Below are 26,998 nucleotides of genomic sequence, written 5' to 3' on the forward strand. Positions count from 1 at the left end.
GGCAGTGCGTACTCCCGACCCGTGGCGGTCGTTAACAACTTGTGAGCGAGCGTCCGCACGTAGTCGCATAGCGGTCATCGAAGTCGTCTTGCTGAAATGCGGCCGTGATTCTTCGGCAGGCAGCGGAGACCGTCGAGTGGCGCCGCGCCTGCCCGGTGCTTACTGCTTTGCCATCTTCACAAGGATCTGCGTCCCGTCCACGTTTTCGACACGCACTTTGACGTTGTCGCCTTCCTTGATGCTGTTGACCATCACCGACTCTTTCGTCTTGAAGGGCCATCGCCATGGCCGGCATGCCGACATTGGTGGGCACCCGTGCTTTAGCGTCACCATGCCGCTTATCGAACCGCTATGCTTGTCCGCAGCCGTCGGTTCGAGGTTCTTGATCCGGCCGCATCGGCACAGCATGTCTACTTGAGGGGCTCCCAATCCGCAGCGTTCAGACTACCCATAGCCAGCGCATACAGGTCACCGTCAATCGTCACGTCCAGTACGTTTAGCAGGGTCGAAAAATGGTCTGTCGGCATGTTTTCCTCTGTTGACGGATTGGCTTGAATTTTGTCAATTCCCAGAAAATTGTCTGGATTGTACAGATAGAGTAATGCATTCATCCCGGTTGAATTTTCGGCTACGCCCAACGGCAGTTTTCCGAATTGCTTCTTAAGTAAATCGGAATGGCGTATTTTTTTGGTCTTCGCGCACCAAGCCACGATCTTTTCTAGAGTTGATTCTTTGAGGCGGGCCGGAACTGGTAATTTTCCGTCGAACGCCACTTGCGCCTCCGTAATTCGACCGAATACCGAAAAACGACCGATCTTAACTCCAGGGGAAAAATAGCGCTCCAATTCAACCGGCCCGAGCTTCATGCGTGAGCACATATCGTGTATAGCGCAATAAAATTTGAACAGACTGTCGTTGCCATACTTCAGCGGAACCGAGATGCATTTATTTGTTATAGTCTCACTGTCTAAGCAGGTTTCAAACAGATGCTGATGATGAATGCATCCCTCATTCAGGACGCATATGTGATTTGGCCAAGTTGTGGGAGAATTTTTTGACTCCCACTCTTTCAGGTTTTCGTACAGGGAATCTATTGAGTTCCCATCTAGTGAGTAAGCAAAAACGACGCCAAACGGTCTAGGCCTAGGGCGGACGATGGTGAACCCACTCCCCATAGGCTCCGCAATTGCACCGCCGACAGTCATCTCTTTGAAGACTTTTATTTTTTCCAGGGCGTCAAGTAACTCGGCTTTGGAAAGGCCTGACTTGACCTCAATAATTCCGTAGACGGAATCAATGGGGTAGATTTGATTATCTTCGTCATAGTGCAGCGAGAGGCCGTACATTGAGTCATAAACAACGATGTCGCACTGCCTAGATACGTCGCGTACATGTCCTACCACTTCCCCTGCGCCTAAGCCATACTTGGCGGGCAGGCGGCCTTTTGCTAGAAAGTCACGAAGCGTGTTTTCGCGGGCAGTGCCACGAGTGCCTTTATGTACGAACTGCGCGGCCAGCTCAAAATCACTGCGCATTTTGTCGCTGACCGCGCGGAACAATTGCTTGGCGTCCATCATTTTTGCTCCCCTTGACGCGCTTTAATTGACCGCGTCGCGTTTGTCGATAACTTCTCTTATCTTGGCAGGAAGTGTCCCATAGATCACGTCGACGAACCGCTCGCTATCGGGCGAGTTTCGCGACTGCTGCGACTTGCGTCCGATAGCGCTCAAACCAACCAGCGACAGACGACCTGTCGCAGACAGTCTCCGCGCTTGTTGGATATCTCGTGTTTAGGCAAATGCGGACGTTCAGGATGACGACCCGAATGGCTCTTCATGGCAGCGTTGAGGCAATGCCACCTGCGACCTGCTCGCCGAAGACCGGCCGTTGAGCGTGGGCGGACGAAACCTTGCATATCCGCATTGGATGTTGACCCGACCCGACCGCTTGTTGCCGGGTTGAAGCGGTACCAGTCACGAATTGTTCGCCTAATCGGTCTTGAATAGTTCTGGATGACTCCGCGTGCATTCGGGCCGGACGGCGACCTCGACCTTCCCTTCATGGCCAATTCGTGCTGCACTGGCGGGCAGTCGCCGAACCTATGACAGCGCCAAGCCGGCGGCGGGTGAGCGTAGCGTACGAATTTCCGTTGCCGAGACTCCCTCATATTGCGATAGAACGCTCATCCTCGCGGCATTGATGCGACAGTCTGCCGATCACCCGACGGTGCAACGTCCAGACGACGAGGCCGGCCGCCGCGCAAGCCCACCACAGATTGCAGCCGCCCAGCGTGCCGTATATTAGTGTGCCCGCGGCTGGGCCGTACAGCGAATGGCCAAGCCAGGCGGCGGTGAATATCCCCAAATAGCGGCCGCGGTCGCGACCGTCGCTGTGGTTCATGACGGCTAGCGTCCACGCAGGCGTTAGTAGGATTTCGGCCGCTGTGATGCAGGCCATCGTCGCGATGGCCTGCGCGGGGCCGTGGCCGACATTCAGCAACGGAAACGCGACCGCGAGCAGTAATGTGCCCCACCGACTCGCGGCGACTAAGCCGATGCGATCGATCAGCACCATAGCCGGCGCTTGAGCGACTACGATTAGGAGCGCGTTGAATGAGAACAGATAGCCGATCCAGCGTGCGTCAAGCCGATAATCTTCGGAAAGGAACAAACCAAACGCACCGTACATCTGGTCGAAGATGCCAAGTGCGATCAATTGGCCGAGCACGAAAAGTAGGAACGCGCGATCGGCCCACGGAGATGCGGCCGCAGATGAGGATCCGCAGGCGACCGCGCGGGCGTCGACTAAATCGCGGCTCAATCGCGAGTCAGTCACTCTGGCGCGGTTGCTCGCGTGACAAATCACCAGGCCCCCGCCAAGAACATTCGCTATGCCGGCAGCGGCAAACAATATTGGGTAGCCGATGCCTGACAGCGCGGCAGCGGCGACGCTGGCGAGCGCCACGCCGAGGTTAAAGCAGATCCTGTGCAGGCCTTGCATCCAGCTCGCATTGTCTGACGTGGCGGCTTCCATCACGAGCCGCAGATTCGCGGGCCGGAACGCGCCGTCCGCGATACCGATTGCAGGCACGATGACTAGCAGCCAGGTCACTGCGGGCAATTGCGACAGGCCGGCGGACAAGGCACCGCTTGCGCAGAGACAGACTGCGGTGAGCTTGCGCGAGTCCACTCGGTCCGTCAAAGCCCCGCCAGCATAGGCACCAGCGACGCAACCCGCTCCGTAGGCGGCCATCAGCATTCCAATTGTTCCAAACCCGAGCGTGTAGCTGCCTCGAAAGAGCAACGGCATGAACAGCTTGACGATGACGCTTGCGCTATTGAGCATGGTTGCGCAGAGCTGGGCGCGTACCGCGACGGGAAGCGCTAGGAAGCGGGACAACGAAGCACGAGGCTGTGTGGCCATAGGTCTCGAGAACGAAAGAATGGGCGATTGGCCGCAAATGCGGCCGAGCCGCTAGTCTGGGTTAGAGTGTGACGCGGATCTTCGCGTCGGCGGCTAGACGGGTCGCGAGCGTCATAGCTTCATTGGCCGAAGGCTGCGAAACTATGATCGAGCCGACGACGCCTTGATTCGACTCAGCCGTTTCAATCCACTGCCCGCGCGCGCGTAACTCGTTCACGAACTCCACGCCGTCGTGCGCCGCCAGCTCCGCGCCATTGGAAATGCCGTCGAAATAGCCGGAGCGAGGCATCGTCAGTCGATGAATTGCCACGCCTCGGCTGCGCGTGGGCTGCCAGAGAAGCGGTAGACCGCACGCGACGTCGACGATCGCATGCGCGGGGTTCTGGCCGGTTGCGATCTCGATCATGTGGCTGCCCATTTGATCGCCGACCAGACGTGGATTCATTTCAAGAATTTTGACCTGGTCGCCGTCGACGATCTTGCAGTCGATATTGATCGCGCCCACTTCGAAGCCGAGCGCATCGACGACCGGCGCGATCGCGTCGACGAGTTGCTCGGTGTTGCGGAGGTCGGCCGGGAAGCTCGCGCCTATTTTTATGAAATGGCCGATATCACGCCCGGAGATCTTCTTGCTGAAGGCACCGATTGAAATAAGGTTGCCGCCGGGCGCGCGCAGCAGGTCGAGACAATACTCGTCACCACCGATCGCCTCCTCGAGCAGCACACCATGTGCGAACTCCTGCCCTGACACGTCGCGCCCCCAGCGCTTGCGCGCGTCGAAGTACGCATGAAGAGCATCAGGATGCTCGATCAGTTTGACGTATAGGCTGTCGTTGCCTGTCAGCGGCTTCGCGACAAGCGGATATCCGGCCGACGCCCCAAACTGCAGCGCATCGTCGACCGTGTGCGCTTGCGTGTAGGCAGGATTGAGCCCCGGCGCGATCCGCGCGATCGCTTCGCGCATCTTGAACTTGTCTTTGATGGTATCTACAACGTCGGGGCTATTGCCGGGCAGGTCGAGTTGCGCGGCGAGCGTCGCCGTCTGGACGACGTGAAAATCGCTTGTCGTTACGACTCCAACGATCGAATGCTTGCGCGCGACGATGTCGGCGTGGGCGATCAGCGCGGCCGCGGACGTCGTGTCGACTACCCTCACGATGTCGCAATGCGCCAAGATCCGCTCTCCGTAGCGCTGGGGATCCGCGCTCATCAGGACGACGATGAGACCGGCGCGCTTGGCGTGCGCACACGCAACCTCGCCTGCGCCTGTGATACTTGCCTCGATGAATAGGATGCAGTTCAACGTCATGTTCCCTTTCGTGTAGAACGACGCGGCGCGGTCAGCTCGGCAAGCATCGCGTCCCAGTATCTTTCCGCCACGCATTCGCGCAAACGAACGCCTGTTGCGATATCACGGCTCGTTTGCGCGCCGTTTTCGTAAATCGCAGGCAGGATGATGTTGTGAAGCCAGCCTTGGGCATGCTGGGTGTCCAGTACGCTATGCTCGGCGTAATAGTCCAACAACGACTCGTCGACGCCGAGACGGGCGCCGCCGCGGGCGATGGAGCCGAAGCGGGCTGGCGTAATTGCCTCGAGACACCCGAGATAGCCAACGCAATATAGGTAGAAGTCGCGGAAGTGCGCGAGAAACATCATGTAGCTGCCGCAAGCAAGCGCTTCCCACGGCAACGCGTCACGAGAAATTGAACGAATGCCAAGCCCCTCAACAAGCCGCTCGAACATCGTTAGATGAAACTTGTCCGGATTCGTGCTGCCAACCTCGTCTTGTAGGTTGTGGAAGAACTCGCTTTTGGGCGCGCCGCGGACGCCGACCTGGGCGAGCGCTAGCACGTCGTCAAACGATACGTGCACGCCAGCTTCAACCTCGATAAATCGGCGAAACTGCGCCTCGTTCGCCTGCGTTTGGATGAAATCGAAGAGCCGGTGGGGTGTACGGCCGTCTAATCTCGAACGCGCGTCGTACCAGTGCTCGAATGCGTCGGCCGACTGAGGAAGCGACTCTTCTTTGAATGATTGCAGATCCGCATCGAGCTGCGCCTCGATGATGCGCTGCTGCACTTCGAACATGAGCGGCGAGCGCTCCACGTGATCCCGCGTGCGATTGAAGCGCCGGAACAGGATCTCGTTCAGACTCGCGTGGAGTGCATGCAAGCTGTCCTCCCGGCGCATGTCATAGGCGGCGCGCAACTGCTCGTTGAGCAAGTCCCGCAATTGCTCGCGCTCGTCGCCCGACTCCGGGCGCCGCAGACATCTTTTGAAACTGGCCGCATACGCGCTGGCTCGCACGCAACTGTAGGTAAGCGAACGGTGGTTTCCGATGTCGACAAGGTCGTATCCTTGCTGATTTAGCATCACCTTTTTGCCCTCTCAAGACAATAATGCTGCGCCGGCCCTGACGAATTCTGCGATCGTCCTGACGATGACCTCGGTCAGCTTCGCCATCTCCTCCGGGGTCTCCTCGCCGACTGAGAAGCGGAGGAAAGGCGGCATGTTGTCTGCCATCGCCGCGGCCGCGGAGACTCGGGTCGTGGAAAATCCGAAGCTCACGCCTTTAGTCAGCGCAACGCGCGCGCGTCGGCATTCTTCGAGCAACTGATCTATCAGGGCATCGAGACATGCATGGTTGTTCAGCCCAGTCTTCCGCAAGCGGACCGCGACCACGCCGCCGCCGTGCGCCCAGCCAAGATTGCCCCAGTTGCTCGGGTATCCGGGGTCCAGGTGTTCGCTCAGCTCTGCATCGTCCTTAAGGCGCGCAAAGAGAGCTTCCGCGTTGCGGGTCAACAGCGCCATCCGAGTCAGATAGATGCGGCGGTCGTAGTCGGGGAAGCGGCTGATCGAGCTCTGGTACATTACGGCGCCCAGGTTCCGACGGGCGATCGCCAGCTTGTCGGAGACCGACTTACGGCAGACCACCACGCCTGCCATCTGGAGGTCGAGTCCGAGCTGCAGATACTTGCTGCCGCTCTCGTAATAGAGAAGTTTGGGATGCTCGGGCTTGTTGAAGATCGAGAAGACGTTGATGCCGCCTGACACCATCGTGCCGTCGATTACGAACCATCGGTTGGACCAATCCCGGCCCGATAGACGCACTGCGAAAGCTTGCAGGTCGATCGAGTTCATTGTGCCGAGGTTCGCGAGCGGATCCAGGAAGACGACCCGCGCGTCTTCTCTCTCGACGAGCTCAATAAGCGAATTTGGATGCCACGAAGGCGCACGGTGCAGATAGACGTGGCGTAGCCGCTGCAACTGCTCAAGCGCCTCGAAATAAATGTAGGGACTCGTCGCGATCACCGTCCCGGCATGCAGCACCTCTGACAGCAGGAAGCTCTCGATCACCCCATACGCGGCCTGTCCCGACGAGACAAGCAACAGGTCGTTCTGGGCCACGTCGAACCCGAGGCTCTGCAGCAACGAAATCTCCTTCTTGCGCAGCAGCATCGAGCCATACCTGTCGTAGTTCACGGTCGCGCCCGAGTTCTCCTGCGGATCGAAGAACATAACGCAGCGACTCTGATCACTGCTCGCGCTGCTCCACGACAGACTATTTCTCAAGAAGCTGTATTCCTGAATCATCAACCGATAGGTGGCGCGCCGGTCGGCGTCGGAGTGCGGCGTGCGCAGTGTTGCGTCGAGCCGCTCGATCGCGGACCGGGTTGCGTCGACCACGTGGCGCGCGACGTGCGCATGGGCGTCGAGCCTGTGATGGTCGACATACTCGGCGTGCTGCTGTAGTTCGTCGAACAGCGTGGCGAATTTCCTCGACAGCGTGGCGAGAAGCGTCGCCCATATGCTCGAGACGTTGAGTGACAGCGGAGTTATCGCGCCGCGTGCGTCGGTTTCGGAGCACCTGTCTTTGCGGACCGTTTCGCTCGCGAGGCGGGCCGACCGGTGTCCGAGCAAGGCGGATACGCGCGGATCGTCAACACTCGTCATAAGGCACTTCGTGACCGATGCGCTCGCGATATTCCCGCCGCTGACGATCACAACGACATTGCCGCGAAACTGCTTTGCGTCAAGATCCCGGATCAGCGGAACGAGCGCGATGGCGCCGGCACCTTCGGCTAGGACGCTCTCGTTGTGGAGCATCGCGATCACCGCGTTTCCGATGTCGGCCTCGCTGGCCAGTTCGAAACCGTCAAGCGCGCCGCGCACGCGCGCCTCCAACTCGCCGTCGAGCACATCGTGCTGCACCGCGAGGCCATCCGCCAGCGTCGGGCGCACCGGTTTCGATAGTGCCGCATCACCAGGGCTCAACAATCTGCGCTGAAACACTTCCGGGTGCACGCCGATCACCCGTGTCTGCAGATCATGCGTCTTGAACACGGGGCTAATGCCGGCGATTAGCCCGCCCCCGCCGAGCGGCGCGATCACGGTGTCGATCGGGGCGTCGATGTCCTCAAGCACCTCGAGCGCGAGGCTACCCTGGCCGCCGATCACGTCCTCATGCGAGAAAGGCGAGATAAACGCCCCTCCGGTCGCCACTGCATGTTCCTTTGCAACTTCGGCGGCCTCGTGCAGATCGCGCCCGACCTGCTCGACGCTCGCACCGTGTTGGATAAGCCTGCGCAGCTTGAGTTCGGACGCGTTGACGGGCACATAGACCACACACGGAAATCCGAGCGTCTGCGCAACATGCGCAATCGCAATGCCGTGATTGCCCGCGGACGCGGTGTACACGCGCTGGCCCAGTGGCAGCTTACGAACTGCGTTGAACGCGCCGCGGACCTTGAAAGAATTGGTGATCTGATGGCATTCGAGCTTGGCCCAGACCGTCCTAGTAGGAGTGCTCAGCCATGAGAGGCGAATGAGCGGGGTGCGCAATACAAATTGACTAATATGCACGGCATCCTGTCGAATCCGTTGCACGCGGACCGTTTCGTCCATATCAAAACGATTTTCTGCCGTATTCATCTCTGATTATTTCTTTCTACCTGCGGTTACTGCTTCGCGAGGTGTTGGCGAGGCTCATCAGACGTGATATCTAAGAGGTTAATCAACTGTTTCAGAACATTATCGATTAAGTTAATGCGCCTACGCTTTTAACCAACAGCAGCAATCAATATGTCAATCTACGCCCGCTGTAAGCCATGCGTGAGATGACCTTAAATCGAGACGGAGCGCCTGAATGAATCTCCGTCATCGTCGATTTTTAATTTCTTAACGACCCAACTTAAAATTTAAGATCTCTTAAAATTGGCAATTGCGCGCAAGCGAAGTCATAATGAACTGATCGCTTAAGCACAAAGCTATCACAAGGATCATCCAAGACGGTATCTTTGCAAACCGTTTGGGCTGAGTTTTGAGTCGCTTGGTATCGGTTGGTTGTTTACGAGTGCAAATCTCGTACGAAGCACTGACAGGGTGCTGCTGGCCTTCATGTGAGCTACAGTCCAGCTGCAAACGTCGGTCGCAGCTAGCGATGCCGAAGGTGCTTGAACCATGTTGTTGTATGGGCAAAATGCGGCGGTTCCGAAAAGAATATCTACGGGTGCATACATCACGTGATCGGTCGAGCGGGGCGATTCCGTTACCAATGAAGTCGGAGTTAGCTTCCCGTGATCGATCGGTGGACACTCGTTCAAAGCAACCCGCTTGACGGTGTTTCAGCGGAAGTTTGGATCGTATGTTCCGATTCCGCCGTATCAAACGTAATAGTCTTGAGTGCCCGCAGAAAACGAAACGACCAAGTGATAGATATCATGCAGCAAGCATTTAAAGCGGGCATAGCTGTTAATTTTTCGAAAGGTGGCGAGGCGAAGCGGCGACGGCGGCTTCGTGACTGTGCCATGGTCGAGGACTTCTCTTCACAGCTTCTGCCAAACATTTGCTCAAAACCTATTTTCGATATGCGTGAATTCGACAGTCTTACAACGATGGTGATCGTCGATCAAGCTAGGTAAGAAACACGAATGAAAAGCAGATTGGAAGCTTTCCGGATTCGATTACGCCGCGCGCGCAATGAACTTGGCGAGTCGCAGCGTGAATTTGCAGCACGAGGCGGCGTTACAGCAAAAACTCAATCCAACTATGAGAATGGCTCGCGAGAGCCAGATTTGCTTTACTTATACAACCTCGGGTTGTCGGGTGTGAATTTAAGCTACTTAATCCTTGGAGAGGAATTCGAGTGCCAGCTTAATCCAAATGAGCAGGCGCTCATCCGAGAGCTTCGGAAGCATCAGCACGAGAAGCGAGACGATATCGCAGTGGGGATAATGTCCTTGCTGAGGGCTTCACGCTAGTAGCACACGCATACCCTGAACCCGGGGCAGTGCGCTTTGGTGACGGATCGCCTGCCGCGATCGTCGTTCATCGGAAAGGGAGGATTGAGAAAAGATTTCGACACTAGAGTTCGCGCGTGTGCGCATGCAATCTCTGAGACGATCCATATCGCAGGCTGCGGGTGAATCAACCGGACGCGTACGGCGAATACTGTTCAGCGCGTTCGGCAGGCTAGGAGGACGAGCGGCGATCACCCAGCTTACCGATGCGAAAGACCGCTACGAGATGGATCGACTGCCAGCATCACCCCGAGCGTCGCGGTACGGCTCGGTGCCTTCACTGACAAACTGATCGCATTGTGGCATGGAAGCGGCAAGCTGATGGGGAGGGGGTGTAAAAGTCTGGAGCGATTTGCGTTGGGACCGACCGTTCCGTCAAATTTCTACACCCGCGAAATTAAAAATTGAGGAGTTGGCCGATTAGTGGAATCGCCGCGGCGCTGGCCTGCTGCTAGAGCACCACTTTGATGCGGGAAAAATCGCTGCTGGCAATCCGGTAATCGTCCTCTGCGCAAGGATTGCCCGACTTCGGCGTCGTTACGAACGTCGACCCGCAGGAGTGGACATTGCCCCAAGCTCAGCTTGATGCAAGCACACGCGCGTTGCAGATCGATCCTTCAATCAGGATCGCACTTATCGGTATAGAGCAATAAGAGCGATGTAAGTGACGATGCGAGCCGCTCGCGAAGGCGAACCGAACTCATGGCTTGCTAGACGACGCGGGACGACCGACCTGCACCGATCAAGTGGCTAGAAGCTTTGCCTTGTCGAAATCGGCCCGCCGAATGTACGTGCGAGGAGGCGTAAGCCAAGTCGGTCAGATAGTCTGATAGAGCGTGTTCGTGCGTACCTTGACCGGCGCGGGTCCTAGGATGTCCGTGTAGATTAGACGCTAGGAACGAGCGCGCCGCCGGATCGCGCTGATGTCGTCGAAGAGTGGAACCAGTGTGAGCATCAAGAGCAAGCTTGCTAGAGGAAGCGTCGCGAGGAAGCCGATATGCGAGAAACTGATCGCGCCAGCGAAGCCGCCCAGCACAAACATGCCCAGTAGAGAACCCAGCAAGGAAAGGCGCGCGCGATTGGCACGAACATAGCCCGATCCATCGGAGAAACTGCCTCGATTCCAATACAACCCTTTTCCTATCTCTATGCCGATATCGGTGATGAGTCCAGTCACGTGCGTCGTACGGATTTCTGCCTTCGAGATTTTCGTAATCATCGCGTTTTGCAGTCCCATGACGTAACAGAGGAGCGCTACGGTGAGCGGAGTGTCCAGGAGCCTGTGCGTCACAAGATGCGACCCCAGCAGCCCAAAAACTAAGAGAAGCGCAGCCTCGAGCAGCAGCGGCGTCGCGTAGATGCTACGTGCCAGACGTTGGCGTCCCCAATTGATAAGGATCGCCGATGTCGCCGCGCCCAAGATAAAAGCCGTCACAGCGCACCCAGCTGAAAGGACGAGCGTGGTTTGTCCCAGCACGGCGTTGTCGGAGATCGAGGACACTAGACCAGACATATGAGACGTGTACTGTCCAACGGCTAGGAAGCCACCCGCATTCGCCGCACCGGCAACAAAGCATAGGGTACAGCCAAGCCGCCGATTGCCTTGGTCAGTTCGGTCGGGCGAAGTAAGGCCACGAAGTAAAGCGATTGGCATAGGGCTTCCTGGTTTTTGAGCGTGGTGCGATAAATTAGCACGTGCCAATACGTATCTTCGTGGCAGGACGCTCTCCCATACCGCGCACATTGACGATGCTACGCCCAATCATGGGGAGAGCGCGAACCGCTGTAACAGGTGCCGACGGAACTTTCGGTTCGCTCGGATTTTGTGCTTGAGAAGCTAAAAATTTGACCTGCTGGTGACATTAGACAATCGGCTCCGAGCATTAACATCTTTAACATGTTTTAACATCGCTTTAACATGTGCCGAATTGCCTCAAAGCCCCGCCAGTAAAGGATTCAGGGTAATTAGGGCCATGTTAAAGCCTTTAACATTTAATGTTAAAGGGGGATTTTTTCTGCGCGTGAGAGAACGCTCTGTGTCCGGGTCAAAAAGCTGCCAAGTCTCAGATACCCCCTCCCCCTAGGGTCCCAGCGTCTCGTCGTACAACTCGACAGTCCTTGCACGGTGCATTGCAAAACTGCCGCTGTTGGCAATGGGTCGACGTCTCCATGAAGGTGTACGCGCTCACTTTGGCGACGACGCGGCATGTCCTAAATCTTTTCGGCGAGATTCTGCACGGATGACCCACAGGAATTTGCAAACTCAGTAACGACGCGGGTTTGCGGGGTGCACTTCGCCACTTTCTCGCCACTAACTTCAGGCTTTGGTACTTCGACCAACCACACCTTCTTGCTCAATTGTGCGTGGGCATCGACAACCGAGCCGAGGCCTGCCTCCAGGTGCACTAACGTTGCGCGCACAAACTCTTGGAGCATGACGCACCTGATGGTTTGGAAAGGAATTTCTTGCGTCTTGCGTCAACTACAAACGACGACGGCTATGGTACTCGTCGACCCTGACAGAGTTCGGCATGTCGCCTACCGATCGATATAACTTTTTCGGTGGAGGAAAGAATATGGTTGGAAACATGATTGAGCACGAGCCGTCGATTAAGGTCGTCGTGTTATTTAGATAGCCGAGCTCCCGCGCGCGCTTACTTCGTCGCCGGCTTGCGGCGAGCTAATTTTGCGGAGGTCCTGTCTCAGACCGGCCATCAACCGCCGTTTGCTAATGCAGGGGCGGCGTCGTTCGGATGACCGTTAATGTCGCAAGATCCGACTCTCGCGCGGCGTTATTTGGCCTGCGGCGACTTTGCATTAAAGCGCGCAGCGATCTCAAGCGCGTCGATGAGCTCGTTATAAAGGAAAATTATCTACGTCGTTTCGCCCTTATTGACGAGCACACTATGCAAGTTTGAATGATCAAGCTGAGCTCGCGCGGGTACCGGCCCCTGCGCTTGGCACGGGCTGCAACATGACGCCCATAAGTAGACGCGGGACGGGCACTCTTGCTCGTTCGTGAGGGGCTGCGAGTCGCCCTGATGATTCATCGGTTCATCAACGCGATCGCTGGAAGGAATTCCGGGGCTTCGAGAATTCCGCGTCGGCGTTTGCTGCGCCCCAGACAAGTACGCCTGACGACAAGACAACCATAAAAGGCTTGCGGATGGCAGGGGAACGGTAGAAGAAGAAGCGTGCCGCCGCGCAAAGTCCAGCGACAGCGCCGGGGATAAGATAAAACTACGGGTCGCCGAAATCGAACATCTTCAAGAAATCTTCCTGGAAGTAGGGAAAGAAGCGGATCACGAAGGACGAACGAGAAATGAGCAACCGAGTAACCCAAACTAAAGGCTTGTGAAGATCGCCTTTTGAATACTCGCGTCACCGCGACCTAAGAATTGCGCGACACTTAACGCTACCGCGACACTGAATATAAATAATCAGCGGATGCAGGGGTAAAGCGAGAGGCCTCACGTTCATGACGGTCCCATACTTTTGCCATCTACAGTTCTACAGTGGCATCAAGCTATATCCATCATGTTCCAAAACGGTAAGGGTCGTGAGCGCCAAGAGCGATCGCGTGTCTCCGGGCAGAAGTGCGTCAATCGCGAAGCCGTTTGCGATCAACGCCTGCGCACAGGCGGACGCTTCCACTTCTGCGCGCTGGATTGCGGCGATCAGATTCGCATTAGGGTTCGGTGTTCCGTCGTACGCCTGATGGTGCGTATCCTGGAAGATGCTCGCTGTGGACTCACCATGAAATTTCTGTCCATCGACGAGCTTGCCTATTGTCGACCCCAACGTTGCCTCGAGCACGCCGGTCGCAGCGAACGCAAAGGCGGGGCCCAAGCGTACGTGTCCGGCACGCGCGTGAGCATGTTGATGTAGACGCTTGCTGCTACGACGAGAATTGAACCATTTCCCCCGACAAGTCCCAAAGAAAAGCTGACAAATCCACCGCATGCTGCCTCAGCAATACCCTGGGTCAAAACAGTCGAGGCGTACATGTTAATTAGCCTTGACGCTTCAAAGTGTTGGTGGCTGGCCGCACGCGAGATTCGCCGGGATCGCAACGTCCATCATTTTCGGGTTGGGAAGATGCAAGTTGTTCATGATGTCGACGTATTCGCTTTCCGTCTTGCCGGCAAGCCGTGGATTAAAGTGCTTCTCCTCGCCGATACTGGATGCCGTCCAGCCCTTGTAGTCGTGGGCAGGATAAAGCGTTGTCATGTCAGGTAGCCTGAAGAGCTTATTGACAATCGAGTCCCACGACCGATGTGCGTCTCCACCCTGGAAGTCTGTACGTCCGCTTCCACGAATAAGCAGCACGTCGCCTGTGAAGACCGCTTGCGGAGCATTCGGGTTCAAAACAAAACTGAATGATTCGTCTGTATGCCCCGGTGTGTATATGGCTCTGAGCTCGATGCCGTCAACGCGCACGACCTCGTCTTCGTGCACGTGCTGCGAGACGCAATGGGCCTGCGATAATTCGCCCATGATGGTTGTGCAATGCGTGATGTCTCGAAGGTCTCCTAGCGCGATAATGTGATCCGCGTGTGTGTGAGTGTCGATGGCATGGACCAGCTTCAGATCCAGCTCTTCGATGACCTTCAGATACTGTTCAAGTTGGTCCCTGACCGGATCGATGATGAGGGCTTCTCCCCCTACTCGAGAGGCAAGTACATAGGTGTACGTACTTGATGTGCTGTCGAAGAGCTGTCGGAAAAGCATCGCCCTATAACCCCATAAAAAAACGCTATACCGCTTTTTCGTATAAGCTTATATCTTTATAGAATATAGTGTCGAGGGCGCCAACGTCAACTGGAGGAAGCGTGGTGGCTTTAAATACAAATGTCTCCATTACCTATAGCGCTGTGATTGTCGGGGGAGGCGTGGGAGGGGTAAGTGTTGCCGCACGCCTGAAACACATAAGTAAGAATCTCGACATTGTCGTGGTGGATCCGTCTGAATTTCACTACTACCAACCAGCGTGGACATTGGTTGGCGGTGGCCAGTTTGACGTCGACAAGACGCGTCAGTCGATGCGCGACTGTATGCCCGCAAGTGTTGAACTTGTTCCCGGGCGCGTAACGGCATTTGAGCCGGAGCACAGTGCGGTGGTGCTGGAACGGGGCGCCAGAATCGGCTACAAGTTGCCTCGTCCAAAGATTGAAATTCGTAGTGCCGGACAGGTCGTCCTCGTGGGCACTCATGTGCCTGTGCATCAACGCGCAGTCATTGCAGGCGAAATGCGGCGGTGCGTCGCGCGGCTCGCCTAAATTAATTTGAACTTCCGACATTGGCAAGCCGTACGGTTAACTGGAGCTGCTATGAGTACCACCACGCACGATCATGTAGTTGGCCACGACGCAGGCCACGCCATCCCAAACGGATGGCGGCGCTGGGTCTTTGCGACAAACCACAAAGACATCGGGACGATGTATCTGCTGTTCTCGTTCGTGATGTTTTTATCGGGTGGGATAATGGCGTTGGCAATTCGCGCCGAGCTGTTCGAACCAGGCATGCAACTGATGCGCCCGGAATTCTTCAATCAGCTCACGACCATGCATGGACTCGAGATGATTTTCGGCGCGATCATGCCGGCATTCGTCGGATTTGCGAACTGGATGGTGCCGCTTGAGATCGGCGCATCCGACATGGCGTTTGCACGAATGAACAACTTCAGTTTTTGGTTGCTGCCCGTTGCAGCCATCATGCTGACGGCCACTTTTTTTATGCCCGGTGGCGCACCCGCAGGCGGGTGGACAATGTATGCCCCGTTGTCTACGCAGATGGGCCCGGGCATGGATATGACGATCTTTGCCATCCACCTAATGGGAGCGTCATCGATCATGGGTGGAATCAACATTGTCGTCACCATCCTGAACATGCGCGCGCCAGGTATGACGATGATGAAGATGCCCATGTTCTGCTGGACCTGGTTAATCACCGCTTTCTTGTTGATCGCGGTCATGCCGGTGCTGGCTGGCGCGGTCACCATGCTCCTGTTCGACCGGCATTTCGGCACATCATTTTTTAACGCCGCTGGCGGCGGAGACCCAGTGCTTTACCAGCACGTCTTCTGGTTCTTCGGCCATCCCGAGGTGTACATCATGATTTTGCCAGGGTTTGGCGTGGTGTCGCAGGTTATTCCGGCATTCGCTCGCAAACCTCTTTTCGGCTACGCGTCGATGGTCTATGCGACCGCGTCAATTGCGATTCTGTCGTTCATGGTCTGGGCGCACCACATGTTTGCGACCGGAATGCCGGTTACCGGGCAGCTGTTCTTCATGTACTCAACCATGCTCATCGCGATTCCGACTGGCGTGAAAGTGTTCAACTGGGTCGCCACCATGTGGCGGGGATCGCTGTCCTTTGAGACCCCGATGCTGTTCGCCATCGGCTTTATCTTCGTGTTCACCGTCGGCGGCTTTACGGGACTGATTCTTTCCCTCGCACCGTTGGATATCCAGATGCATGGGACCTACTACGTTGTGGCGCACTTTCATTACGTACTGGTCGCGGGGTCGCTGTTCTCGCTGTTCGCCGGATGGTATTTCTGGGCGCCCAAGTGGACGGGCAAGATGTATAACGAGACGCGTGGAAAGATTCACTTCTGGGTGTCCATGGTGGCCTTCAATGTCACGTTCTTTCCGATGCATTTTTTGGGGCTTGCCGGCATGCCGCGACGGTACGCCGACTATCCGGCGCAGTTTACCGATTTCAACCAGATCGCGACCATTGGCGCCTTTTTCTTCGGGCTGGCGCAGGTGTATTTTCTCTTTGCGGTGGCGCTGCCCTGCTACGCCCGTTCGAAAGAGTTGTTAGACGCCCCGGACAAACCATGGGACGGAGCTGAGGGACTTGAATGGACGGTGCCAAGCCCAGCGCCGTTCCACACCTTTGAGAAGCCGCCCGAAGTTGTTTGATGGCAATAAGCACAGAAACCCTTAACTACTGCGTATTAGACAATGAGCGACCTCATACCGAATTTCAAACAACCAACGGCTGACATTGCTACCGGGGGACAACCGTCCCTCGATCAGTTGGCCCGCGTGAGCGACTATGGCTTTCGGTCCATCTTAAATCTAAGACCGGCCACCGAAAATGCGGGACTCGACGAACACGCGGAGGTTGTAAGGCTGGGAATGAAATATCACCATCTCCCTGTCGCGACTGCCAACGATCTCACACGAAGCGCGGCAGTCGAACTTGGTCGAATACTCGGCGATAAGGCCAATCTGCCAATACTGGTGCACTGCGGATCCGGAAATCGGGTGGGGGCCTTGTTTGCACTTCGTGCTGCATGGATAGACGGTTCGTCCACGGACGATGCGATTAAAGTTGGCCAGCAGTACGGGCTGACGAAAATGGAAGAAGACGTACGTCGGATCCTCGCAAAATAGCGCGCGTATTTAGACATGCATACGATCAAGGGTTGCCAATCATGGTGATCGACTGGATAAATTTCACGCCGTTTCGATCGCTGGCCGGGGGTGCGATGATCGGGCTGTCTGCAGCACTTTTTATGCTGCTTAACGGACGGATCGCGGGCATCAGCGGTCTACTTGGTGGCCTTCTTACTGCTGACGGTTGGCGGGAAGGATGGCGAGTTTACTTTGTTGCAGGGTTGCTTGTTGCCGCGACGCTTTTTATGGTGGTAGCTCCGCTGCCGCCTATCGTCATTCGGTCAAGCACCTGGACCTTGATCGTCGGCGGCCTGTTAGTCGGATTTGGCACGAGGGCGGCAAGCGGATGTACGAGCGGCCACGGGGTATGCGGCCTTTCACGTGGGTCAATTCGCTCGCTGGCCGCGACGTCGACGTTTATGGTCGCGGGCTTTGCAACGGTATGGATCGTGCGGCATGGGTGGGGTGCATAGGATGCGAAAGGTAAGTTCTTTCTTACTCGGGACGTTGTTTGGGCTAGGGTTGATTATTTCGGGCATGACCAATCCGGAAAAAGTGCTTGGTTTTCTCGACATTGCGGGCCAATGGGATCCGTCACTAGCTTTCGTGATGATTGGTGCGATCGCCACTGCTTCGATCGGATTTTATGTCAGTCGGCGGATTGAGAAACCACTCCTTGAAGTGCGGAAGTACCTGCCCACCAAACAACGGATTGACGGTCAACTGCTCATTGGAAGCGCAATATTTGGCCTTGGATGGGGCGTGGCTGGATTTTGCCCGGGACCTGCAGTTGTTGCCATTGGCACGGCCAAGAGCGGGGCCATCATCTTTTTTGTCGCAATGCTTGCTGGTATGTTGGTTTTTAAACAGGTGAGCGCATTGCGAGAGCGGGCGAATCGCTGCAAAGTTGCAGGAGGCTGATGACTGCCGGAAACCGCTGTACTTCAGAAAGAGTGGCGTCAATCGCGGTCCCGCGTCTCACCCTTTGAGCAAAGTACGACCGATACCGCGACCTAATCCTAGCAGGACTTTCGCGTTGTCGCCGGTAAGAACATCATGTCAAATCGAGCGAAGTAGACGACTCCCTTAGTCAACGTCGCAAGCGCCTCGGTCGATTGCTTGGAGCTCAGCAACGGCAATGGTCGGCGATCATGCTGATAAGTAAGTCCTTGCCATCTGCGCGAAGAACAGTCTCATCTCCGGTAATCAGCGCTGCAGTCCATGTGCCGTCATCGTGTTGTTCCCATTTGCCACAGTCGTCGCCATCGATTTCGATCGACCCACGCATCCGCAAGGACGGGTCCGACGGATCGATGACTTCGGGATCGTTATGCAACAGGTTGATCTTCTTCATGGGCAAGCTCCGTTGATTCAAGATCGTATTTTCACTTGAGAAACTTCGGCGATAACTAAGCAACGCAAAACCGACATTAATCGAGTCCCAAGCCGTGGTCGTCGATTACTTCGCATGGGAGCAGAAGCACGCGCGCCAATGCCAGTTGTTGCCGATGCGTCTTGCAGAATGCGCGCAGCGTAGCTTCCGTGTCGATAAGTTCGAGGCATTGCGGCAGATTGCGGTGCGAGTGCTCCACATGTCAATGACGAATTCTCGTATCTCCGTGCAGATAGCCTGCATCGACGTGGTGCACTAGGGCCTGGTCGACGCCGTCTTTTTTCTTTGCAAGATGGAGCAGGTGGTTCGCTAGTGACGGCCGGCTCAGGTGGTGCCACAACCGGCTATGGGCGACGCGCGCCGCGTGCGGAAAATAAAGACGGAGCACCATTATGTTGCGCTTACCCGCTTGAAGGTCTGGTGTCATTTGTTCTTCGTGTTGGCGGTTGATTTTTGTCGGCGAAGTGCGGCGAGTTCAGATAGTCGGATACCGCGTGGCAGATCAGCATGTTTGCTGTGCTCGACGCGTTGGGCCCGGTAAATCCCCGTGTGCCCGGAGAACAAATAGGCCACCACGCATGCAAGCCCTGCATACACACCAATATCGACCCCAAATAACTCGATGGCCATGACCGTGGAGGCGATAGGCGTATTCGCGGCGCCGGCAAATACGGCGACGAAACCGAGCCCGGCGAGGACCGGAAAGGGCAGGGCCAGAACGTGAGAGAGCGCGTTGCCGAGCGTCGCGCCGATGTAAAAGAGTGGCGTGACTTCGCCCCCCTTGAAGCCTGACGCTAACGTGATCACGGTAAAGCCAAATTTTCCGACTGACGTGTAAAGGGGAAGCTGCCGGTGAAAAGCTTCCACGATTGTCGGTATGCCGAGCCCGAGAAACGGCGATGTTCCCGGTACCAACGAAGCAAGCGCGACGGCGATGCCACCCACGAACGGACGGGCCGGCGCGTACTTGACGATTCGCTTGATCAACCCCGACAAACCATGCGTTGCGTCGGCGAACAGCATCCCCGTAATCCCGAAAATCATCCCCGCCACGATCACGTATCCCAATCCGCTCAGGCTGACCGGTGGAATGAACGGGATCGAATAAACGGTGTGATGAATTCCCCAAGCGCGTGTAACCAGATCGGCGGAAATCGACGCAATAAAGCAGCTGAGCAAGGCGTCGTATCGCAAACGCCCAATCGCCAAGACCTCGAGGCCGAACAGGGCGCCTGCGAGCGGGGTGCCGAACACTGACGAGAATCCTGCTGCGATGCCACCCATCAGCAGTATCCGGCGGTCCTCGCGGCTAAGACCGAAGCGGTGTGTCACCTGATCGGCGAGTGCGCCGCCCATCTGTACAGCCGTACCTTCGCGCCCGGCCGAGCCACCAAATAGATGAGTGATCACCGTTGCGATCAACACCAGCGGCGCCATGCGCTTTGGAACGATTTTCTTCGGATCGTGGATCTCGTCGATCAGCAGATTATTTCCGCCTTCGACACTGGCCCCGATCCCCAAATAAACGCAGCCGACACAAAAGCCGGCGACGGGCAGCAGCCCGATGAGCCAGGGGTTCGCCACGCGAGTGTTCGTGGCGATATCGAGCGCCCAAAGAAACAAGGCTGAGGCGCTTCCCGCCAGGGCACCGACGAGACCCGACAGCAAAAGCCAGCGCGCCACATGCGGCAGCATAGGGAACTGCTCGGGAAACACAAAACGTTTCATGAATTTCCAAGTTTGAAGAACTCAAACCTGGGCAGCGAAAGCCGCGAGGGAAGTGCGCCGAACGCGCGTGCCTACGGATTCCTGACCCAGGAACGCGTAGGCATCATTAGCTGGCTTAATTAGGCGACTCAATCGGGTAAGTCAGCTACGTAATCAATCCAGCGGTTTGCGATGATCTGCGGGAGGCATGCCATCTCCGTGAGCGATTGTAAAAGAATTCGGCGTGGGCTGTCGAGCTGGAATTCCGAACCGGGCGCGCTTCCTGCACTGCGGAGAGGACCGTAACGCCTCTTCCCAAACGCAGACTCAACGCCGGAGATACGAATGACACCAGCTGCGCTCGACAAGCGGATCCATTCCACATCGCCGCTCAACGCAGAGCCAGAACTCAAGCGCTTGATCGCCGGCATGCACACGACTCAAGACGACTTCTACGTTCGCAACCACGGCAATGTGCCGGTGATTGACGAGACGCTCCACCGGATTTCGGTCTCAGGCCAGGTAAGCCGTCCGATCAGCCTCTCACTGAACGATCTCAAAAGCCGCTTTGAGCGCGTTTCCGTCAGTGCGGTCATGCAATGCGCTGGAAACCGGCGTGCTGATTTGTTCTCGGTGAAACCCGTCTCGGGTGACCCATGGGCGCCGGGGGCGATCGGCAATGCGGTTTGGACCGGCGTTAGGCTCAAGGACGTGCTCGAATCGGCTGGCATCATGTGCGTTGGAGAAACGCACGTGGTATTTGCAGCGTGCGATGACTGCGAAGCAGAAGGCAAACGCTTCCGCTATGGTGTTTCAATTCCTGCGAGCAAAGCGCTATCAGGCGATGTGCTGCTTGCCTATGAAATGAACGGCGAAGTGTTGAGCCCGGAGCATGGGTATCCATTGCGCGTAGTGGTTCCAGGATACGCGGGCGTGCGTAGTCCGAAGTGGCTGGCATCGATTGAGGTGCGCGACAAACCTTCGGACAATCACATGCAGCAACGCGAGTACAAATTGTTCCCCGCTTCCGTCGATGAAGCCAGCGCGGATTGGGAGAACGGGACGACGATCAACGATATGCCGCTGAACTCGGCCATTTGCGAACCGAACGACGGAGCGACATTGTGCGCAGGTCCTGTCCGGGTCGCCGGATACGCTGTGGCGACGGGAACATCAGTAGCGCGCGTGGAAGTGTCGTCAGATGACGGTGTGACGTGGACACAAGCCGCACTCAACGTCGAGCCTAGCACCCCGTGGAGCTGGACGCTCTGGACCGTCGAACTGGCGCTGCCGGAGGGCACGCATGAACTCTCAGTGCGCGCATGGGACTCGGCGGGACAGACTCAGGTATCGCAAGTAGCCGATGTATGGAATTTCAAAGGCTATCTAAGTACAGCGTGGCATCGGATTACCGTCACCGCACAATAACAGAGCTGAAGCGGGGGGGAAATTGTTCATCAAATAGTTTGACGAAAGCCTCCGTGCTGGGCGCAAACGATCTGCCTTTCAACCACACGACGTGCAGCAAGCGCGTGATATCGACGCCGATGACCTTTAGCCTGACAAGATCTCCGCGCGCGATTTCTTCGGCGACGCTCAGTGAGGAAACATAGGCGATGGCTTGGCCTGATAACAGCATCCGCTTGATGGCCTCGGTATGGCTGACCGACATGAGTGGCGTCATCGACAAGCCTGCTCGTTTATACGCGTCTTCCACGGCAGCCCGCGTTCCGGAGCCCGGTTCGCGCAGGATCACGGCTTTGTCGGCCAGTTCGCGTGCGGCAAATCTGCGCTTCGCCAATGGATGCCCGACTGCAGCCACCGCAATGATTTCATCTGCACCGATGACGTTGGCATCGAAAACGGCGGCATCGTAGGGACCTTCGATGAAACCCAGTCCGAAAGCGTGTGCCAGGAGTCCCTGTTCGACCTGTTCGGTATTAGCCACCGTCAGCTCCACGGTTACCTTGGGAAAAAGGACATTAAACTGCGCGATCACTGCGGGCACCAGATAAACACCGACGGTCGCACTCGCCCCGATCAACAACTGACCCGCAGTTAATCCCGCCAGTTCGGTCAACTCGCGTTCCGCTGCTTCCGACAACGCGAATATCCGGGTCGCATATTCCAGCAGCGTATTGCCCACTTGAGTGAGCGCAACGCCTCGTGGCAACCGGTCGAATAGGGTCACGCCCAGACGCTCCTCGAGCTCCCTGATCTCGCGAGTTACAGCTGGCTGACTGACGTGCAGACGTTGTGCGCCAGCGCTGATTGAGCCTGCGCGCGCGACTTCGTAAAAGGCCAGTAAGTGGGTGAAATTCATGCCTATTTGATATGGAGAAGATGCTTTATATGTATTTTAAGTATATCTGCAATTTTGTTATTCTTGACATACAGATTAACGAGGAGTCAACCAAGATGGACGAAACGCAGGTGAAAACACCGGAAATAGCACGATTTGATGCTCTCAAACCGTTCAAGCACGTCACTCGCCACCGTGAAATAGTTCGCCAATTCACGCCTAACTGGTTCGCGTTGACGATGGGAACCGGGATCGTCTTTCTTGTCCTTCTCGCCGCGCCATTTCGTTTGGCCGGTCAACACACGGTTGCGGAGGCGTTGTGGATGATCGACATCGTGTTCTTCACTGTTTTTTCGATTCTTTTTATGGCGCGCCTGGTCCGGTTTCCGGAAACGTTCAAGCCCATGCTCGACCATCCGGTGCAATCGATGTTCTTGGGCGCGATCCCGATGGGGCTGATTCCCATCGTGAATGGTCTAAGCGTGTTTGGCCCCGAGCTTTTCGGCCCGGCAGCACTGAGCGTAGCGCACGCGTTGTGGTGGATCGACGCAGGCTTGGCGGTATCGATTGCGTGTCTCGTGCCGTATCGCATGTTCACGACACAGCAGCATTCGACCGAACAGATGACTGCCGTCTGGCTGTTGCCAATCGTTGCACCTGAGGTGACTGCGTCCAGTGCCGGCGTGCTCGCACCGCATCTTTCGCACAGTGCCGCGCAGTTGCTTGTCGGAACGGGTTATGTGCTTTGGGCGATTTCCGTACCTCTTGCATTTTCGATCCTGACAATCGTGTTTTTGCGCCTCGCGCTTCACAAGCTTCCGCATCGTGACATGGCGGCGTCGTCGTGGCTCACGCTGGGTCCGATCGGGACCGGAAGCCTTGGTCTGCTGCTGCTCGGTCAAGCTGCGCCTGCCGCATTCGCCGGCACGGTGCTCGAACAAGTGGCAATCGTGGCTAGGGACTTCGGACTGCTGGGCGGCCTGCTTCTGTGGGGCGTGGGCGTGTGGTGGCTCGTGATCGCTGTCATCCTGACTGTGCGGTATCAGCGCGAAGGCATGACGTTCAACATGGGATGGTGGGGGTTCACGTTTCCGATCGGCGTGTACACCGCTACGACCTTCGCGCTGTATCGGCTCACGCAGTTCTTTCCATTTGCAGTCATCGGTACGGCGCTTACAGTCGCGCTGATCGGGTTCTGGCTGATCGTGGTGAGCAAGACGCTCAAGGGAATGTGGCACGGCAACCTCTTTCAAGCACCTTGCCTTGCTACGCCCAGGAAATGAAACGGTTGTCCCGGGTGGATCAGAGTGAGCCGGAGCAGGGCGATGATCTTCAACGACTCGGTTTACTCCATGACTCCAGCACCCATTGGCGCTCCATGAACGATTCCGACGAAGGATCTAAGGCGCTTTCAGAAGCATGCGATCTGCTCCGAGACTCGGAGGCGCTTCAGCGACGGATCGCGCTCCTCGATCAACCGCATATCAAACCCTTGACCCGATTCGCCGAAGAGCTGTCCGCGCGAAGCAGTGAAGTCCCTTATATCGATCCGCTTGACGGCGGCTGCCAGGCCAAGGTGCTTGTGCTTCTCGAGTCTCCGGCAAGACTTGCATCCCGGCCGCGGTTTGTATCGCTGGACAATCCGGTGCCCGCGCAACGGAACCTCAAGCGCTTCTTCGATGAAGCGGGATTGGCTCGTCGCCAGAGTGTGTTGTGGAACGTGTTCCCATGGCTACCGGCGTCAGACGGGCCACGCGCAACTTTGACGATCGGTGAGATTGAGCGGGGAATCGGCGAATTGCCATCGTTGGTCGGACTGTTGCCTGATTTGCGCGTGATCGTATTGGCAGGTCGCAAAGCTCAACGTGCGTTCTCTATGCTCAAACAGTTGCCGGGCTCTCCTGTGATTCTTACGATGCCTCATCCAAGTCCTCTCGCCGTGTGCCGGTTCCGGAACGTTGCAACAAACATAGTCGAAACGCTCGAGCGGGCCGCGCGCGTAGCCGCGTCCTGATAATGCTGCAAGCGGTGCTGGCGCAGACGTTTGTCTTGCCACAAGTGGTAAACCCTTTGTTTGAAAATATCCGGGAATAAACGGCCCATAAACGGCGTTCGCCCGTTGCCACTTACCTAATCAGGAACATGCACGATGGCTTCGAATTCCCCGGACTGGCTAGCCGCCACACTGTCGTTAGCTGGCGCCCTCATTTTTCTGCCCGCAAGCGTTGTCGCTTTTGCGGGCGACGCACCGTCGGATGCTTCATCCGCGGAGGCTTCATTTCTATCCGAAAACGATACGGCGATGTCGACCATGATGGCGAACATGGCAGTCAAGCCGAGTGGGAATATCGACAATGATTTCGTGGCGATGATGGCGCCGCACCACCAGGGCGCTATCGATATGGCGCGCGCCGAACTGCAATATGGAAAGAACGAGCAGTTGCGCCGCATCGCGCAAGAGATTGTGGTTGAGCAGCAGCAAGAGATCGTTGCGATGCATCTGGCGATCGGTTCGAGCGTATCAACTTCAGCGACTGGCACAGCTGGTAGCGCAGACCGGGCGTCCGATATTGCACAAGGAAAAATGCAGTCCCCTAAACATGACAGCATGTCCATGAAAATGAACCAGGAGTCACAATGAACCGCATGCCCGCAGTCTCGACGCTTTCAGCCCTGGTCGCGCTCGTCTTTGCGCCGGTTGCCCTCGCAGGGCAGGCACCTGGAAAGGCTTCTGCCGCCGACATACCCATCAGCCATCAGGATCGCGTCTACGCCGCCGAGCAGTTTTCTAATACCGTCTCCGTCATCGATCCTGCCAGTAATACGCTAGTCGGCTTGATCAAGCTCGGCGATCCGTCGCCCGGCAATTTCAGCCCGCTCTACAAAGGCCAGGTGCTGGTTCATGGCATGGGCTTTTCGCCGGACCACAAGACGATCGCGGTGGTCTCGATCGGCTCCAATTCAGTCTCGTTCATCGATACCGAGACCAACGCGCTCAAGCATGTGACGTATGTCGGACGGTCCCCGCACGAGGCGTTCTTCACGCCCAACGGCAAGGAGGTTTGGGTTACGGTGCGAGGTGAAAATTACATCGCCGTGCTGGATGGTTCGACCTACGAAGAGAAATCTCGCATTGTCGTGCCAGCAGGACCCGGCATGCAGATCTTCTCGACTGACGGGAAATACGGGTATGTCTGCTCGTCGTTTAATCCGCAGACCGTCGTGATCGATGTCGCGAGTCATAAGATAGTCGGCCACGTTACGCAGGCCAGTCCATTTTGTCCGAACATCGCGGCCACACCTGATGGCAAGCAGGTGTGGTTCACTTTGAAGGATACTGGCAAGACGCAGGTATTTAACGCCAGACCACCGTTCAATATCCTCAAGACGATCGATACCGGTCCGATCAGCAATCACGTCAACTTCGCACACAATAGCAACGGCTCTTTTGCCTACGTGACGATTGGCGGTACCAATGAAGTCAAGGTGTTTAAAACTGATGACTTCTCCCAGGTCGCGACGATCTCCGTCGGAAAACTTCCGCACGGCATCTGGCCATCAGGCGACGGCACACGCATGTACGTCGGTCTTGAAAACGCCGATGCGATGACTGCGATCGACACGTTGACGAACCAGGTGATTGCCACTGTGCCAATCGGACAAGCGCCACAAGCGGTTACCTATGTACCGAATGCCGTTCGAATGGGTGATGGCACCCAGAATACGCAGCCACTCGGTGTGGCAGGCAAAGCGGCACATCTGACGATGATGGCGGTGGGAGATTCGTCTACGTCAGCAAGCACAACCGAGCCAACGAGCGTGTCACTGTTTGATCAGGGCTTAGTTCAGGTATTGCAAGCGTCGGTCACGGGGTTGGAGCCAAAGAAACCCTATGTTATTGCGCTTTCAGACCACCCTGATGGAAGCGGCGAGTTGGAACCGTTGGCGAACTTCATGAGCAACCCGGCGGGTTCAGCGATCGTCAACGCGATCGGGCAAATCCGTCAGATCGTCCGGCCAGAAGCGAACAGTGCCACGAGCACGCAAAGATATCTGGTCGTTGCCCCGCGCGGCGCAGAAAAAATCGGCACCGCCGTTCAAGTGCAGTCGAATTAAAAGTCGAAGCTATTCGGATCAAGCAAATGCAGGCGGTGCAACAACCGCTATCGTCATTAATGGTAGCGCGCCAGCGCGCCAGCCCTGCGTAAATGGTGTTCAAAATCATCCCGGCAACTATGGGAATGGCCGTTGCACCTTGAAAACCGCCAGACATACTACGGCTCATTGATCGTCCGCTTCGGGTCGGGGTGAGCCAATCCGAGCTCCGAACTCATCGCCGTAAAGCGGCCACTAATATTTGGCTGCCCGGTAACGGCTGGTCGTCAACGCGAACTCTCGACCCTCAACCGCCGTTGGACCTGACATGAAGTCAACGGCGGCTTCCGATGTCCGACGGCCATCCATG

General features: G+C 56.6%; 23 protein-coding genes and 1 riboswitch. Of the genes, 11 read left to right on the forward strand and 12 right to left on the reverse strand.

Translation table 11 applies throughout. The annotated features are described in order from the left end of the window. Positions 1-159: 159 nt before the first annotated feature. The 6 genes from BRPE64_RS34110 to BRPE64_RS03475 form a co-directional block, all read right to left on the reverse strand. Complete coding sequence (locus BRPE64_RS34110) at positions 160-408, reverse strand: copper-binding protein (protein WP_084675714.1); 249 nt, start codon at positions 406-408, stop codon at positions 160-162. 2 nt (positions 409-410) lie between these two features. After that, a complete protein-coding gene (locus BRPE64_RS03455) occupies positions 411-1,577 on the reverse strand; it encodes a DUF6602 domain-containing protein (RefSeq protein WP_044041192.1) in 1,167 nt (388 codons plus the stop codon). 586 nt (positions 1,578-2,163) lie between these two features. Further along, a complete protein-coding gene (locus BRPE64_RS03460; protein ID WP_016344636.1) occupies positions 2,164-3,423 on the reverse strand; it encodes an MFS transporter in 1,260 nt (419 codons plus the stop codon). A gap of 61 nt (positions 3,424-3,484) precedes the next feature. Further along, positions 3,485-4,732: an ATP-grasp domain-containing protein gene (locus tag BRPE64_RS03465; RefSeq protein ID WP_044041193.1), complete on the reverse strand. Its 1,248-nt coding sequence runs from the start codon at positions 4,730-4,732 to the stop codon at positions 3,485-3,487. Continuing rightward, positions 4,729-5,796 (reverse strand): iron-containing redox enzyme family protein, encoded by a 1,068-nt coding sequence (locus BRPE64_RS03470; RefSeq protein WP_044041194.1) that lies wholly within the window; start codon positions 5,794-5,796, stop codon positions 4,729-4,731. The genes BRPE64_RS03465 and BRPE64_RS03470 overlap by 4 nt, the downstream gene beginning before the upstream one ends. Positions 5,797-5,811: 15 nt before the next feature. Then, the gene (locus BRPE64_RS03475; protein WP_084675716.1) at positions 5,812-8,355 is read right to left on the reverse strand and encodes a pyridoxal-phosphate dependent enzyme; all 2,544 of its coding nucleotides are present in this window, start codon (positions 8,353-8,355) and stop codon (positions 5,812-5,814) included. Positions 8,356-9,353: 998 nt separating this feature from the next. Between BRPE64_RS03475 and BRPE64_RS32215 the strand changes: the two genes are divergently transcribed. After that, positions 9,354-9,683 (forward strand): helix-turn-helix domain-containing protein, encoded by a 330-nt coding sequence (locus tag BRPE64_RS32215; RefSeq protein WP_084675717.1) that lies wholly within the window; start codon positions 9,354-9,356, stop codon positions 9,681-9,683. A 931-nt stretch (positions 9,684-10,614) separates the two neighbouring features. Here the strand turns inward: BRPE64_RS32215 and BRPE64_RS03485 are convergent. From BRPE64_RS03485 to BRPE64_RS03500, 3 genes are all read right to left on the reverse strand, one after another. Then, positions 10,615-11,376, reverse strand: coding sequence for a YoaK family protein (locus tag BRPE64_RS03485; protein WP_044041196.1), 762 nt, complete (start codon positions 11,374-11,376; stop codon positions 10,615-10,617). 1,856 nt (positions 11,377-13,232) lie between these two features. Further along, entirely contained in the window at positions 13,233-13,571 is a 339-nt protein-coding gene (locus BRPE64_RS33530; RefSeq protein ID WP_051180293.1) for a hypothetical protein, read from the reverse strand. A gap of 177 nt (positions 13,572-13,748) precedes the next feature. Continuing rightward, a complete protein-coding gene (locus BRPE64_RS03500) occupies positions 13,749-14,453 on the reverse strand; it encodes an MBL fold metallo-hydrolase (protein ID WP_044041198.1) in 705 nt (234 codons plus the stop codon). A 101-nt stretch (positions 14,454-14,554) separates the two neighbouring features. Here BRPE64_RS03500 and BRPE64_RS32735 point away from each other — a divergent pair, with 101 nt between their 5' ends. Genes BRPE64_RS32735 through BRPE64_RS03520 form a run of 5 tightly spaced genes read left to right on the forward strand, consistent with a single transcriptional unit; the run spans position 14,555 to position 18,052 of the window. After that, a complete protein-coding gene (locus tag BRPE64_RS32735; RefSeq protein WP_232519193.1) occupies positions 14,555-15,001 on the forward strand; it encodes an FAD-dependent oxidoreductase in 447 nt (148 codons plus the stop codon). A gap of 51 nt (positions 15,002-15,052) precedes the next feature. After that, complete coding sequence (gene ctaD, locus BRPE64_RS03510; RefSeq protein WP_044041200.1) at positions 15,053-16,651, forward strand: cytochrome c oxidase subunit I; 1,599 nt, start codon at positions 15,053-15,055, stop codon at positions 16,649-16,651. Between the two features lie 42 nt (positions 16,652-16,693). Beyond that, the gene (locus BRPE64_RS32225; RefSeq protein ID WP_084675718.1) at positions 16,694-17,128 is read left to right on the forward strand and encodes a beta-lactamase hydrolase domain-containing protein; all 435 of its coding nucleotides are present in this window, start codon (positions 16,694-16,696) and stop codon (positions 17,126-17,128) included. A gap of 41 nt (positions 17,129-17,169) precedes the next feature. Beyond that, positions 17,170-17,604 carry a YeeE/YedE family protein gene (locus tag BRPE64_RS03515; RefSeq protein WP_044041201.1) on the forward strand — a complete coding sequence of 145 codons (435 nt, stop codon included), beginning with the start codon at positions 17,170-17,172 and terminating at the stop codon, positions 17,602-17,604. Between the two features lies 1 nt (position 17,605). Continuing rightward, complete coding sequence (locus tag BRPE64_RS03520) at positions 17,606-18,052, forward strand: YeeE/YedE family protein (RefSeq protein WP_044041202.1); 447 nt, start codon at positions 17,606-17,608, stop codon at positions 18,050-18,052. A 205-nt stretch (positions 18,053-18,257) separates the two neighbouring features. Here BRPE64_RS03520 and BRPE64_RS03525 read toward each other — a convergent pair whose 3' ends face one another. Both BRPE64_RS03525 and BRPE64_RS03535 read right to left on the reverse strand, forming a co-directional pair. Next, positions 18,258-18,485, reverse strand: coding sequence for a hypothetical protein (locus BRPE64_RS03525; protein ID WP_016344643.1), 228 nt, complete (start codon positions 18,483-18,485; stop codon positions 18,258-18,260). Positions 18,486-18,947: 462 nt separating this feature from the next. Beyond that, positions 18,948-20,252 (reverse strand): voltage-gated chloride channel family protein, encoded by a 1,305-nt coding sequence (locus tag BRPE64_RS03535; protein WP_044041203.1) that lies wholly within the window; start codon positions 20,250-20,252, stop codon positions 18,948-18,950. Positions 20,253-20,342: 90 nt separating this feature from the next. Continuing rightward, positions 20,343-20,459, reverse strand: a riboswitch (Fluoride riboswitch). A 117-nt stretch (positions 20,460-20,576) separates the two neighbouring features. On the opposite strand from BRPE64_RS03535, the gene BRPE64_RS03540 reads away from it, so the two are divergent. Further along, a complete protein-coding gene (locus BRPE64_RS03540; RefSeq protein WP_044041204.1) occupies positions 20,577-21,659 on the forward strand; it encodes a molybdopterin-dependent oxidoreductase in 1,083 nt (360 codons plus the stop codon). Here BRPE64_RS03540 and BRPE64_RS03545 read toward each other — a convergent pair. Then, complete coding sequence (locus tag BRPE64_RS03545) at positions 21,646-22,554, reverse strand: LysR family transcriptional regulator (RefSeq protein ID WP_044041205.1); 909 nt, start codon at positions 22,552-22,554, stop codon at positions 21,646-21,648. The genes BRPE64_RS03540 and BRPE64_RS03545 overlap by 14 nt on opposite strands. 11 nt (positions 22,555-22,565) lie before the next feature. Here BRPE64_RS03545 and BRPE64_RS03550 point away from each other — a divergent pair, with 11 nt between their 5' ends. From BRPE64_RS03550 to BRPE64_RS03565, 4 genes are all read left to right on the forward strand, one after another. After that, on the forward strand, positions 22,566-23,816 hold the full coding sequence (locus BRPE64_RS03550) for a TDT family transporter (RefSeq protein ID WP_232519194.1): 1,251 nt from the start codon (positions 22,566-22,568) through the stop codon (positions 23,814-23,816). A 95-nt stretch (positions 23,817-23,911) separates the two neighbouring features. Beyond that, a complete protein-coding gene (locus BRPE64_RS03555; protein ID WP_160167914.1) occupies positions 23,912-24,547 on the forward strand; it encodes a uracil-DNA glycosylase in 636 nt (211 codons plus the stop codon). Positions 24,548-24,682: 135 nt separating this feature from the next. Then, positions 24,683-25,174, forward strand: coding sequence for a DUF305 domain-containing protein (locus BRPE64_RS31835; RefSeq protein WP_084675719.1), 492 nt, complete (start codon positions 24,683-24,685; stop codon positions 25,172-25,174). Beyond that, positions 25,171-26,649 carry a YncE family protein gene (locus tag BRPE64_RS03565; protein ID WP_016344650.1) on the forward strand — a complete coding sequence of 493 codons (1,479 nt, stop codon included), beginning with the start codon at positions 25,171-25,173 and terminating at the stop codon, positions 26,647-26,649. Before BRPE64_RS31835 ends, BRPE64_RS03565 begins: the two co-directional genes overlap by 4 nt. The last annotated feature ends 349 nt before the right edge of the window (positions 26,650-26,998 follow it).

Origin of the sequence: Caballeronia insecticola (genome assembly GCF_000402035.1) — a bacterium.
GTDB lineage: Bacteria > Pseudomonadota > Gammaproteobacteria > Burkholderiales > Burkholderiaceae > Caballeronia > Caballeronia insecticola.